The 12413-nt window shown below is 70.2% G+C and carries 11 protein-coding genes; all 11 read right to left on the bottom strand.

The features are described 5' to 3' along the window. Window position 1 precedes the first annotated feature (1 nt). From nuoL to VT52_RS25210, 11 genes are read right to left on the bottom strand one after another with little or no spacing between them, the layout of a single operon-like run. Window positions 2-1897 (bottom strand): NADH-quinone oxidoreductase subunit L, encoded by a 1896-nt coding sequence (gene nuoL / locus VT52_RS25260; RefSeq protein WP_046417164.1) that lies wholly within the window; start codon window positions 1895-1897, stop codon window positions 2-4. 15 nt (window positions 1898-1912) lie between these two features. Beyond that, window positions 1913-2212, bottom strand: coding sequence for an NADH-quinone oxidoreductase subunit NuoK (nuoK, locus tag VT52_RS25255; RefSeq protein ID WP_046417165.1), 300 nt, complete (start codon window positions 2210-2212; stop codon window positions 1913-1915). Further along, the gene (locus tag VT52_RS25250) at window positions 2209-3051 is read right to left on the bottom strand and encodes an NADH-quinone oxidoreductase subunit J (RefSeq protein ID WP_046417166.1); all 843 of its coding nucleotides are present in this window, start codon (window positions 3049-3051) and stop codon (window positions 2209-2211) included. The genes nuoK and VT52_RS25250 overlap by 4 nt, the downstream gene beginning before the upstream one ends. Continuing rightward, window positions 3048-3680: an NADH-quinone oxidoreductase subunit NuoI gene (nuoI, locus tag VT52_RS25245; RefSeq protein WP_046417168.1), complete on the bottom strand. Its 633-nt coding sequence runs from the start codon at window positions 3678-3680 to the stop codon at window positions 3048-3050. Before nuoI ends, VT52_RS25250 begins: the two co-directional genes overlap by 4 nt. After that, a complete protein-coding gene (gene nuoH / locus VT52_RS25240) occupies window positions 3673-5049 on the bottom strand; it encodes an NADH-quinone oxidoreductase subunit NuoH (protein WP_046417169.1) in 1377 nt (458 codons plus the stop codon). The genes nuoI and nuoH overlap by 8 nt, the downstream gene beginning before the upstream one ends. Beyond that, window positions 5046-7574, bottom strand: a complete 2529-nt coding sequence (locus VT52_RS25235) for an NADH-quinone oxidoreductase subunit G (RefSeq protein ID WP_046417170.1) — start codon at window positions 7572-7574, stop codon at window positions 5046-5048. Before VT52_RS25235 ends, nuoH begins: the two co-directional genes overlap by 4 nt. After that, on the bottom strand, window positions 7571-8920 hold the full coding sequence (gene nuoF, locus VT52_RS25230; RefSeq protein ID WP_206306603.1) for an NADH-quinone oxidoreductase subunit NuoF: 1350 nt from the start codon (window positions 8918-8920) through the stop codon (window positions 7571-7573). Before nuoF ends, VT52_RS25235 begins: the two co-directional genes overlap by 4 nt. After that, window positions 8917-9783: an NADH-quinone oxidoreductase subunit NuoE gene (gene nuoE / locus VT52_RS25225; RefSeq protein WP_046417173.1), complete on the bottom strand. Its 867-nt coding sequence runs from the start codon at window positions 9781-9783 to the stop codon at window positions 8917-8919. Before nuoE ends, nuoF begins: the two co-directional genes overlap by 4 nt. Next, window positions 9780-11102 carry an NADH-quinone oxidoreductase subunit D gene (locus VT52_RS25220; protein WP_046417174.1) on the bottom strand — a complete coding sequence of 441 codons (1323 nt, stop codon included), beginning with the start codon at window positions 11100-11102 and terminating at the stop codon, window positions 9780-9782. The genes nuoE and VT52_RS25220 overlap by 4 nt, the downstream gene beginning before the upstream one ends. Continuing rightward, window positions 11099-11857, bottom strand: coding sequence for an NADH-quinone oxidoreductase subunit C (locus VT52_RS25215; RefSeq protein ID WP_046417175.1), 759 nt, complete (start codon window positions 11855-11857; stop codon window positions 11099-11101). Before VT52_RS25215 ends, VT52_RS25220 begins: the two co-directional genes overlap by 4 nt. Beyond that, window positions 11854-12408: a NuoB/complex I 20 kDa subunit family protein gene (locus VT52_RS25210; RefSeq protein ID WP_009190037.1), complete on the bottom strand. Its 555-nt coding sequence runs from the start codon at window positions 12406-12408 to the stop codon at window positions 11854-11856. Before VT52_RS25210 ends, VT52_RS25215 begins: the two co-directional genes overlap by 4 nt. Between the last annotated feature and the right edge of the window lie 5 nt (window positions 12409-12413).

The raw sequence follows: 12413 nt of genomic DNA, 5'->3' as shown, positions 1-12413 counted from the left end.
ATCAGACCGCCCTCATCAGCAGGGTCGCGGCGACCAGGAGTGCCGCGCCGCCGAACATCGAGACCGCGTAGGAGCGGGCGAAGCCGTTCTGGAGCCGGCGCAGCCGCCCGGACAGGCCGCCGAAGCCGGCCGCCGTGCCGTTGACGACCCCGTCGACCAGGGTGTGGTCGACGTAGACCAGGGAGCGTGTGAGGTGTTCACCGCCGCGCACCAGGACCACATGGTTGAAGTCGTCCTGGAGGAGGTCGCGGCGGGCCGCCCGGGTGAGCAGGGAGCCGCGCGGGGCGACGGCCGGGACGGGCCTCCGGCCGTACTGCGCCCAGGCGATGCCCACGCCGATCACCAGGCACGCCATCGTGGCGATCGTGATCTCCCCGGCGCTGACCGGGGAGTGGCCCTCGCTGTGACCGGTGACCGGCTCCAGCCACTTGAGGAAGCGGTCGCCGATGCTGAAGAAGGCACCGCCGAAGACCGAGCCGACGGCCAGCACGATCATCGGGATCGTCATGACCTTCGGGGACTCGTGCGGATGCGGCTCGGCGCCGTTCTCGTCGGGCTGCCAGCGCTTCTCGCCGAAGAACGTCATCAGCATCACGCGGGTCATGTAGAACGCGGTGATGGCCGCGCCCACCAGGGCCGCGCCGCCGAGGATCCAGCCCTCGGTGCCGCCCTTGGCGAAGGCCGCCTCGATGATCTTGTCCTTGGAGAAGAAGCCGGACAGGCCCGGGAAGCCGATGATGGCGAGGTAGCCGAGGCCGAAGGTGATGAAGGTGACCGGCATGTACTTCCGCAGGCCACCGAACTTGCGCATGTCGACCTCGTCGTTCATGCCGTGCATCACGGAGCCCGCACCGAGGAACAGCCCGGCCTTGAAGAAGCCGTGGGTCACCAGGTGCATGATCGCGAAGACGTAGCCGATGGGGCCGAGGCCCGCGGCGAGCACCATGTAGCCGATCTGCGACATGGTCGAGCCGGCCAGTGCCTTCTTGATGTCGTCCTTGGCGCAACCGACGATCGCACCGAAGAGCAGCGTGACCGTGCCCACCACGGTGACGACGAGCTGGGCGTCCGGCGCCGCGTTGAAGACGGCCGCCGAGCGGACGATCAGATAGACGCCCGCGGTCACCATGGTCGCCGCGTGGATCAGGGCCGAGACCGGGGTCGGGCCCTCCATCGCGTCACCGAGCCAGGACTGGAGCGGCACCTGGGCGGACTTGCCGCACGCGGCCAGCAACAGCAGCAGGCCGATCGCGGTGAGCTTGCCCTCGGTGGCGCCGTCGACATGGCCGAAGACCGGGCCGAAGGCGAAGGAGCCGAAGGTGGTGAACATCAGCATGATCGCGATCGACAGGCCCATGTCGCCGACACGGTTGACCAGGAACGCCTTCTTGGCGGCCGTGGCGGCGCTGGGCTTGTGCTGCCAGAAGCCGATCAGCAGGTAGGAGGCGAGACCGACGCCCTCCCAGCCGACGTACAGCAGAAGGTAGTTGTCGGCGAGGACGAGCAGCAGCATCGCCGCGAGGAACAGGTTCAGATATCCGAAGAAGCGGCGGCGCCGCTCGTCGTGCTCCATGTACCCGACCGAGTACAGATGGATCAGCGAGCCGACGCCGGTGATCAGCAGGACGAAGGTCATCGACAGCTGGTCGAGGCGGAAGGTGACGTCCGCCTGGAAGCCCTCGACCGGGATCCACGTCCACAAGTGCTGGATCAGCGTGCGGTGTTCGGCGTTCCTGCCGAGCAGGTCGGCGAAGAGGAACACGCCGACCACGAAGGAGGCGGTCGACAGCAGGGTGCCGACCCAGTGGCCGACGCGGTCCAGGCGCCGGCCGCCGACCAGGAGGACGACCGCTCCGAGCAGGGGCGCCGCGATGAGCAGCGCGATCAGTTTCTCCACGATTCTCCCGACCCCTTACAGCTTCATCAGGCTGGCGTCGTCGACCGAGGCCGAGTGGCGGGTACGGAACAGCGACACGATGATCGCGAGGCCCACCACGACCTCCGCGGCGGCGACGACCATCGTGAAGAAGGCGATGACCTGGCCGTCGAGGTTGCCGTGCAGCCGGGAGAAGGTGACGAACGCGAGGTTGCAGGCGTTCAGCATCAGCTCGACGCACATGAAGACCACGATGGCGTTGCGCCGGATCAGTACGCCGGTGGCGCCGATCGTGAACAGCAGGGCCGCGAGATACAGATAGTTGACCGGGTTCACTTCGACGCCTCCTCGGGCCGCTTGAACGTCTCCGGTTCGATCGGCGTCCGCTCCAGGCGGTCCTCGGAGCGCTGTTCCAGCGCCCGCAGATCGTTGATGGCCTGCGTGGACACGTCCCGGATCTGGCCGCGTTCGCGCAGCGTCCTGCTGACGGTCAGCTCGGAGGGGGTGCCGTCGGGGAGCAGGCCCGCGATGTCCACCGCGTTGTGCCGGGCGTAGACACCCGGGGCGGGCAGCGGCGGCACGTGCTTGCCCTCGCGGACGCGCTGTTCGGCCAGCTCGCGCTGGGTCCTGGCGCGCTCGGTGCGCTCGCGGTGGGTGAGCACCATGGCGCCGACGGCGGCCGTGATCAGCAGGGCGCCGGTGATCTCGAAAGCGAAGACGTACTTGGTGAAGATGAGGGCGGCGAGGCCCTCCACATTGCCGTTGGCGTTCGCCTGGCCGGTGCCGGCGAAGTCCTTCAGGGAGGCGTTGGCGATCCCGGCGAGCAGCAGCACGCCGAAGCCGACCCCGCACAGCAGGGCCAGCAGGCGCTGGCCCCTGATGGTCTCCTTCAGCGAGTCCGCGGCCGTGACGCCGACGAGCATCACCACGAACAGGAACAGCATCATGATCGCGCCGGTGTAGACGACGATCTGCACGACGCCCAGGAAGTAGGCGCCGTTGGCGAGGTAGAACACCGCCAGGACGATCATGGTCCCGGCGAGGCTGAGCGCGCTGTGCACGGCCTTCCTCATGAAGACGGTGCACAGGGCGCCGATCACCGCGACGGTGCCGAGGACCCAGAACTGGAAGGCCTCACCGGTGGATGTCGTATAGGCGGCGAGCTGTGCGCTCATGCGTCCACCTCCTGGTCCGCTGCCTTCTGCGCCTCGTCGGCCTCTCCCGCGGCGGTCTCTCCCCTGGAGACGGCGACCTGGCGGACCGTGCCCGGCGCGGCCTGGGTGACCAGGCCCCGGTAGTAGTCCTCCTCGGTGGTCCCCGGGAAGATGGAGTGCGGCGTCTCGACCATGCCCTCGTCGAGGCCGGCCAGCAGCTGTTCCTTGGTGTAGATGAGGTTCGCCCGGCTGGAGTCGGCCAGTTCGAACTCGTTGGTCATCGTCAGCGCGCGGGTGGGGCACGCCTCGATGCACAGCCCGCACAGGATGCAGCGGGCGTAGTTGATCTGGTAGACGCGGCCGTAGCGCTCGCCCGGCGAGTAGCGTTCCTCGTCGGTGTTGTCGGCACCCTCCACATAGATGGCGTCGGCGGGGCAGGCCCAGGCGCACAGCTCGCAGCCGACGCACTTCTCCAGGCCGTCCGGATGGCGGTTGAGCTGGTGCCGCCCGTGGAAGCGGGGAGCGGTGGTCTTCTTCTGCTCCGGGTACTGCTCGGTGAGCCGCTTCCTGAACATGGCCTTGAAGGTCACGCCGAAGCCGGCCACGGGGTTCTGGAAACCGGGCTTGGTCTCCTTGGGTTCCTCAGCCATCGGACGCCTCCTTTCCATCCGAAGATCCCTCTGACGGTCCGTCACTCACAGTGTCGGCCCCGCCACTGACAATCAGCTCCCGCTCCTGCCGCGGACGGCGCCTGGGCACCGGCGGCAGTTCCTGTCCGGGCAGCGGCGGTACCGGGAATCCGCCCGCCATCGGATCGAATCCGGCCTCTTCCTGGGCGGCTCGCTCTTCCTCCTGCGCCTTCTCGCGGAAGATGTCGACGACGAAGGAGACCAGCAGCAGGGCGAGCACCCCGCCGCCCACGTAGAGGGCGATGTCGGCGAAGCCGTAGTGCTGGTTGCGCAGCGCCCGCACCGACGCGACGAGCATCAGCCAGGTCACCGAGACCGGGATCAGGACCTTCCAGCCGAGCTTCATCAGCTGGTCGTAGCGGACGCGGGGCAGGGTGCCGCGCAGCCAGATGAAGAAGAACAGCAGCAGCTGCACCTTGACGACGAACCAGAGCATCGGCCACCAGCCGTGGTTCGCGCCCTCCCAGAAGGTGCTGATCGGCCAGGGGGCCCGCCAGCCGCCGAGGAAGAGCGTGGTGGAGACGGCGGAGACCGTCACCATGTTCACGTACTCGGCGAGCATGAACATCGCGAACTTGATGGACGAGTACTCGGTGTTGAAGCCGCCCACCAGGTCGCCCTCGGACTCCGGCATGTCGAAGGGGGCGCGGTTGGTCTCGCCGACCATGGTGACGATGTACAGGAGGAAGGAGACCGGCAGCAGCAGGATGTACCAGCGGTCGTGCTGCTGGGCCACGATGGTCGACGTCGACATGGAGCCCGAGTAGAGGAACACCGAGGCGAACGCGGCGCCCATGGCGATCTCGTAGGAGATCATCTGCGCGCAGGAGCGCAGACCGCCCAGCAGCGGGTACGTGGACCCGGAGCTCCAGCCCGCGAGGACGATGCCGTAGATGCCGACCGAGGCGACCGCGAGGATGTAGAGCATCGCGATCGGCAGGTCCGTGAGCTGCATCGTGGTGCGGGTGCCGAAGATGGAGATCTCGTGGTCGGCGGGGCCGAAGGGGATCACGGCGATCGCCATGAAGGCCGGGATGGCCGCCACGATCGGCGCGAGGACGTAGACCACCTTGTCCGCGCGGCGGACGATCAGGTCCTCCTTGAGCATCAGTTTCACGCCGTCGGCGAGCGACTGGAGCATGCCCCAGGGGCCGTGCCGGTTGGGCCCGATGCGCAGCTGCATCCAGGCGACGACCTTGCGCTCCCAGACGATGGAGAACAGCACGGTCACCATCAGGAAGGCGAAGCAGAAGACCGCCTTGACGACGACCAGCCACCAGGGGTCGCGGCCGAACATCGAGAGGTCTTCAGCGGCGAGGTACGGGCTCATGCCTCCACCTCCTTGGGGGCCGGGTCGGCGGGGGCCGCCGGGCCGATGCGGACGAGGTCGCCGGGCTGTGCGCCGGTGTCGGAGGCGACGCCGCCGCCGACGGAGTTCAGCGGGAGCCAGACCACCCGGTCGGGCATCTCGCCGATCTGGAGCGGGAGTTCGACGGTTCCCGCGGGGCCGGTGACGGCGAGGTGCTCGCCGTCCGCGACGCCCGCCTCGGCAGCCGTGGCGGCCGACAGCCGGGCGCGGGCGGCGTGCCGGGTGCCGGCCAGTGCCTCGTCGCCCTGCTGGAGGAGGCCCTGGTCGAGCAGCAGCCGGTGGCCCGCGAGCACGGCCTCCCCGGCGGCCGGGCGGGGTACGGCGCCCGCGGGCTCCCGGGGCTCGGCCGCGCGGGGGCCGTCCCAGGAGCCGAGCCGGTCGATCTCCGCGCGAATGGTGCGCAGGTCCGGCAGCCCCAGGTGACGGCGTCCGTCAGCGCCTTCGGCGCCGGCCATCGCGTCGGCCAGCATGTGCAGCACCCGGGCGTCGGTCGGGGCCAGGCGGCGCGTCATCTGGTCCGGCTTGAGCGCGGCCTCGAAGGAGCGCACCCTGCCCTCCCAGTCGAGGAAGGTGCCGGCCTTCTCGGCGACCGCGGCGACCGGCAGGACGACGTCGGCCCGTTCGGTGACCTCGCTGGGCCGCAGCTCCAGCGAGACCAGGAAGCCGACCTGGTCCAGCGCCTCGCGGGCGCGGGCCGGGTCGGGCAGGTCGGCGACCTCGACGCCCGCGACCACCAGCGCCGAGAGGGCCCCGTCCGCGGCGGCCTCGACGATCTGCCCGGTGTCCCGGCCGTGGCCCGGCGGCAGTTCGGACAGGCCCCAGGCGTCCGCCACCTCGTCGCGGGCGCGCGGGTCGGTCGCGGGGCGGCCGCCCGGCAGCAGCGCGGGCAGCGCGCCCACCTCCAGGGCGCCGCGCTCCCCGGCCCGGCGCGGGATCCACACCAGCCGGGCACCGGTCGCGGTGGCGGCCCGTACGGCGGCGGTGAACCCGCCGGCGACCGAGGCCAGCCGCTCCCCCACGACGATGACGGCGCCCTCGCCGCGCAGCGCCTCGGCGGCCCGGGTGCCGGGTTCCTCCAGGCCCACACCGCCGGCGAGCGCGTCCAGCCACTCGGTCTCGGTGCCGGGCGCGGCCGGCAACAGGGTGCCGCCCGCCTTCTCAAGGCCCCGGGTCGCGTGCGTCGCCAGCGAGAACACCAGCTGCTTGTGCTTCCGCCACGCCTTGCGCAGCCGCAGGAAGACACCGGGGGCCTCCTCCTCCGACTCGAAGCCGACGAGCAGAACGGCGGGCGCCTTCTCCAGCGCGCCGTACGTCACCCCCGTCCCGTCGAGATCACGCCCGCGGCCCGCCACCCTGGCGGCGAGGAAGGCCGCCTCCTCGGCGCTGTGCACCCGCGCGCGGAAGTCGATGTCGTTGGTGTCGAGGGCGACCCGCGCGAACTTGCTGTACGCGTAGGCGTCCTCGACGGTCAGCCGGCCGCCGGTCAGGACGGCGGCCCGGGAGCGGGCGGCGGTCAGACCGCGCGCGGCGGCCTCCAGTGCCTCCGGCCAGGACGCGGGCTCCAGGACGCCGTCGGCGCCTCGCACCAGTGGGGTGTCGAGGCGGTCCCGGAGCTGCGCGTAGCGGAAGCCGAAGCGCCCCTTGTCGCAGATCCACTCCTCGTTGACCTCGGGGTCGTCGGCCGCGAGCCGCCGCATGACCTTGCCCCGCCGGTGGTCGGTGCGGGTGGCGCAGCCGCCCGCGCAGTGCTCGCACACCGCGGGCGAGGAGACCAGGTCGAAGGGGCGGGAGCGGAAGCGGTACGCCGCCGAGGTGAGTGCTCCCACCGGGCAGATCTGGATGGTGTTCCCGGAGAAGTACGACTCGAACGGGTCGCCCTCGCCGGTGCCGACCTGCTGGAGCGCGCCCCGCTCGATCAGCTCGATCATCGGGTCGCCCGCGATCTGGTTGGAGAAGCGGGTGCAGCGCGCGCACAGCACGCAGCGCTCGCGGTCCAGCAGCACCTGGCTGGAGATCGGGACCGGCTTCTCGTAGGTGCGCTTGCGGCCCTCGAAGCGGGACTCGGCGTTGCCGTGCGACATGGCCTGGTTCTGGAGCGGGCACTCGCCGCCCTTGTCGCAGACCGGGCAGTCCAGCGGGTGGTTGATGAGCAGCAGTTCCATCACGCCGTGCTGGGCCTTCTCGGCGACCGGTGAGGTCAGCTGGGTGCGCACCACCATGCCGTCGGTGCAGGTGATGGTGCAGGAGGCCATCGGCTTGCGCTGGCCCTCCACCTCCACGATGCACTGCCGGCAGGCGCCGGCCGGGTCGAGCAGCGGGTGGTCGCAGAAGCGGGGGATCTCGATGCCGAGCTGTTCGGCGGCGCGGATGACCAGGGTGCCCTTGGGCACGCTGATCCCGATGCCGTCGATCGTCAGCGAGACGAGGTCCTCCGGCGGGCGGGCCGCCTCTCCGCCGCCCGCGGGGGCGTTGGTGGTCACGGTCATGCGTTCACCTCCGGGCGGTCCGCCCAGGCCGTCGACTTGGCCGGGTCGAAGGGGCAGCCCCGGCCCGTGATGTGCTGCTCGTACTCCTCGCGGAAGTACTTCAGCGAGGAGAAGATCGGGGAGGCCGCGCCGTCGCCGAGGGCGCAGAAGGACTTGCCGTTGATGTTGTCGGCGATGTCCGCCAGCTTGTCCAGGTCGGACCTGGCGCCCTTGCCGGCCTCGATGTCCCGCAGCAACTGCACCAGCCAGTACGTCCCTTCGCGGCAGGGTGTGCACTTGCCGCAGGACTCGTGGGCGTAGAACTCGGTCCAGCGGGTGACCGCGCGGACCACGCAGGTGGTCTCGTCGAAGCACTGGAGGGCCTTGGTGCCCAGCATGGAGCCGGCGGCGCCGACGCCCTCGTAGTCGAGGGGCACGTCGAGGTGTTCGTCGGTGAACATCGGCGTGGAGGAGCCGCCCGGCGTCCAGAACTTCAGCCGGTGCCCCGCCCGCATCCCGCCGCTCATCTCCAGGAGCTGGCGCAGGGTGATGCCGAGCGGTGCCTCGTACTGGCCGGGGCTCGCCACGTGGCCGCTGAGGGAGTAGAGCGTGAAGCCCGGGGACTTCTCGCTGCCCATCGCCCTGAACCAGTCCTTCCCGTTCTTCAGGATCGCGGGAACCGAGGCGATGGACTCGACGTTGTTCACCACGGTGGGGCAGGCGTAGAGCCCCTCGACGGCGGGGAAGGGGGGACGCAGCCGCGGCTGGCCGCGGCGGCCTTCGAGCGAGTCGAGCAGCGCGGTCTCCTCACCGCAGATGTACGCGCCGGCGCCGGCGTGCACGGTGAGTTCGATGTCGAGACCGCTGCCGAGGATGTTCTCGCCGAGGTACCCGGCCGCGTATGCCTCGCGCACGGCCTCGTGCAACCGCCGCAGGACCGGGACCACTTCACCCCGGAGGTAGATGAAGGCATGCGAGGACCGGATGGCGTAGCACGCGATCACGATGCCCTCGATGAGGCTGTGCGGGTTCGCGTACATGAGCGGGATGTCCTTGCAGGTGCCCGGCTCCGACTCGTCGGCGTTGACGACGAGGTAGTGCGGCTTGCCGTCGCCCTGCGGGATGAACTGCCACTTCATCCCGGTCGGGAAACCCGCGCCGCCGCGGCCGCGCAGCCCGGATTCCTTGACGTAGGCGATCAGGTCGTCGGGCGGCATGGCGAGCGCCTTGCGCAGCCCCTCGTACCCTTCGTGCCGCCGGTAGACGTCCAGGGACCAGGAGCGGTCCTCGTCCCAGAAGGCCGACAGCACGGGTGCCAGCAGCTTCTCGGGGCTGGAGTCCTTGAGTTCGGCTGCCACGGTCATCACTCCCCCTCCTCGGCGGTAGGCCCTGCCGGGTGCGCGGGATCGGAGGCCGAGGTCTCCTGCGGCGCGTCATGGGAGCTGCGGTGCTCGGCCGGGGACGGCTCGTGGGCCGTCTCCCGCGGCGGGTCCTGCGGGCCGCCGCGCGGATGGACCACGCGCGCGGGTGCGGTCTCTCCCTTCGCCAGGCGCAGGCCCACCAGCGAGGCGGGTCCGGCGCTGCCGCCCTCCTCGACGGCTCCGGGCCGCTCGTCCGGGAAGCCGGCCAGGATCCGGGCGGTCTCCTTGAAGGTGCACATCCGCGCGCCGCGGGTGGGCCGCACGTCCCGTCCGGCGCGCAGGTCGTCCACCAGGTCCCGGGCGCTGCCGGGCGTCTGGTTGTCGAAGAACTCCCAGTTGACCATGACGACCGGCGCGAAGTCGCAGGCCGCGTTGCACTCGATGTGCTCCAGGGTGACCTTGCCGTCCTCGGTGGTCTCCCCGTTGCCCACGCCCAGGTGTTCCTGGAGGGACTCGAAGATCGCGTCGCCGCCCATCACCGCGCACAGGGTGTTGGTGCACACCCCGACCTGGTAGTCGCCGGAGGGCCGGCGGCGGTACATGGTGTAGAAGGTGGCCACCGCGGTGACCTCGGCCGTGGTCAGGCCGAGCGTCTGCGCGCAGAACCGCATTCCGGTGCGCGTGACATGGCCCTCCTCGGACTGCACGAGGTGGAGCAGCGGCAGCAGGGCGGAGCGGGAGTCCGGGTAGCGCGCGACGATCTCGCGCGCGTCCGCCGCCAGGCGCTCCCGTACGTCGTCCGGGTAGGCGGGCGCGGGCGGTTCGGGCATGCCCAGGCTGACGCCGTGCTCCGAAGAAGAGGTGGTCACCGGTCGACGCCTCCCATCACGGGGTCGATGGACGCGACGGCGACGATCACGTCGGCGACCTGGCCGCCCTCGCACATCGCCGCCATGGCCTGAAGATTGGTGAAGGACGGGTCGCGGAAGTGGACCCGGTAGGGGCGGGTGCCGCCGTCGGAGACCGCGTGCACGCCGAGCTCGCCCTTGGGGGACTCGACCGCCGTGTACGCCTGGCCGGGCGGGACCCGGAAGCCCTCGGTGACCAGCTTGAAGTGGTGGATCAGGGCCTCCATGGAGGTGCCCATGATCTTCTTGATGTGGTCGAGGGAGTTGCCGAGTCCGTCCGGGCCGAGGGCCAGCTGGGCGGGCCAGGCGATCTTCTTGTCGGCGACCATGACCGGTCCGGGCGCCAGCCGGTCCAGGCACTGCTCGATGATCCCGAGCGACTGGCGCATCTCCTCCAGACGGATGAGGAAGCGGCCGTAGGCGTCGCAGCTGTCGGCGGTGGGGACCTCGAAGTCGTACGTCTCGTAGTCGCAGTACGGCTGGGTCTTGCGCAGGTCGTGCGGCAGGCCGGTGGCGCGCAGGATCGGGCCGGTCGCGCCGAGGGCCATGCAGCCGGCCAGGTCGAGATAGCCGATGTCGCCCATGCGGGCCTTGAAGATGGGGTTCCCGGTGGCGAGCTTGTCGTACTCCGGGAGGTTCCGGCGCATCTTCTTGACGAACTCGCGGATCTGGTCGACCGCGCCGGGCGGCAGGTCCTGGGCGAGTCCGCCGGGGCGGATGTACGCGTGGTTCATCCGCAGGCCGGTGATCAGCTCATAGAGGTCGAGAATCATTTCACGATCACGGAAGCCGTAGATCATGATCGTGGTCGCGCCCAGCTCCATGCCGCCGGTGGCGATGCACACCAGGTGGGAGGACATCCGGTTCAGCTCCATCAGGAGCACCCGGATGATCTTGGCGCGCTCGGTGATGTCGTCCTCGATGCCGAGGAGCTTCTCCACGGCGAGGCAGTAGCCGGTCTCGTTGAAGAAGGACGTCAGGTAATCCATGCGCGTGACGAAGGTGGTGCCCTGCGTCCACGTGCGGAACTCGAGGTTCTTCTCGATACCGGTGTGCAGGTAGCCGATGCCGCAGCGGGCCTCGGTGACCGTCTCGCCGTCGATCTCCAGGATCAGCCGGAGCACCCCGTGGGTGGAGGGGTGCTGGGGACCCATGTTGACGACGATGCGCTCGTCGTCGGAGCGGGCCGCGGACTGGACGACCTCGTCCCAGTCGCCACCGGTGACCGTGTAGACGGTGCCCTCGGTGGTTTCCCGGGAGGCTGCTGACTGAGTGCTCACGAGTAGGACCTCCGCTGGTCCGGAGCCGGGATCTGGGCGCCCTTGTACTCGACGGGGATGCCGCCGAGCGGGTAGTCCTTGCGCTGCGGATGGCCCTGCCAGTCGTCCGGCATCATGATCCGCGTCAGGGCCGGGTGGCCGTCGAAGACGATCCCGAAGAAGTCGTACGTCTCGCGTTCGTGCCAGTCGTTGGTGGGATAGACGGACACCAGGGACGGGACGTGCGGATCGGCGTCCGGGGCGCTGACCTCCAGGCGGATCAGCCGGTTGTGGGTGATCGAGCGCAGGTGGTAGACGGCGTGCAGCTCGCGGCCCTTGTCGTGCGGGTAGTGCACGCCGCTGACGCCGGTGCACAGTTCGAAGCGCAGGGCGGGGTCGTCGCGCAGGGTGCGGGCGACGCGGAGCAGGTGCTCGCGCTCGATGTGGAAGGTGAGTTCGCCGCGGTCGACGACCGTCTTCTCGATGGCGTTGTCCGGGAGCAGGCCCTGTTCCTCCAGGGCGCCCTCCAGCTCGTCGGCGACCTCGTCGAACCATCCGCCGTAGGGGCGGCTCGCCGGTCCGGGCAGCCGGATCGAGCGGACCAGGCCCCCGTAGCCGGAGGTGTCGCCGCCGTTCCCGGCGCCGAACATGCCGCGCTGGACGCGGATCTCCTCGCCGCCCTGGCCGCGCTGACCGGGGAGGTTGGATGCGGAGAGGTCCTTCTCGGGGTTCACCCCGTTCGGTCCGCCGCCGTGGGTGCCGTTCGCGTCGCTCACCGCAGCAGCCCCTTCATCTCGATGGTGGGCAGGGCCTTGAGCGCCGCTTCCTCCGCCTCGCGGGCCGCTTCCTCGGCGTTCACCCCGAGCTTGGTGGACTGGATCTTCTGGTGGAGCTTGAGGATCGCGTCCATCAGCATCTCGGGCCGGGGCGGGCAGCCCGGGAGATAGATGTCCACCGGCACGATGTGGTCGACGCCCTGGACGATCGCGTAGTTGTTGAACATGCCGCCCGAGGAGGCGCAGACGCCCATGGAGATCACCCACTTGGGGTTGGGCATCTGGTCGTAGACCTGCCGCAGGACCGGCGCCATCTTCTGGCTGACCCGGCCGGCCACGATCATCAGGTCCGCCTGGCGCGGTGAGCCGCGGAACACCTCCATGCCGAAGCGCGCCAGGTCGTAGCGGCCGGCGCCGGTGGTCATCATCTCGATGGCACAGCAGGCCAGGCCGAAGGTGGCCGGGAAGACGGATGCCTTGCGCACCCAGCCCGCGGCCTGTTCCACGGTGGTCAGCAGGAAGCCGCTCGGCAGCTTTTCTTCGAGTCCCATGTCTG

The organism is Streptomyces malaysiense (assembly GCF_000980885.2).
GTDB lineage: Bacteria > Actinomycetota > Actinomycetes > Streptomycetales > Streptomycetaceae > Streptomyces > Streptomyces malaysiense.
This window is presented reverse-complemented; position numbering and strand designations above follow the sequence as displayed.

Excerpts from the sequence above, each read along its gene's own strand:
- VT52_RS25250 (WP_046417166.1), bottom strand. The coding sequence starts at position 3,051 with ATGAGCGCACAGCTCGCCGCCTATACGACATCCACCGGTGAGGCCTTC.
- nuoI (WP_046417168.1), bottom strand. The coding sequence starts at position 3,680 with ATGGCTGAGGAACCCAAGGAGACCAAGCCCGGTTTCCAGAACCCCGTG.
- nuoH (WP_046417169.1), bottom strand. The coding sequence starts at position 5,049 with ATGAGCCCGTACCTCGCCGCTGAAGACCTCTCGATGTTCGGCCGCGAC.
- VT52_RS25235 (WP_046417170.1), bottom strand. The coding sequence starts at position 7,574 with ATGACCGTGACCACCAACGCCCCCGCGGGCGGCGGAGAGGCGGCCCGC.
- VT52_RS25210 (WP_009190037.1), bottom strand. The coding sequence starts at position 12,408 with ATGGGACTCGAAGAAAAGCTGCCGAGCGGCTTCCTGCTGACCACCGTG.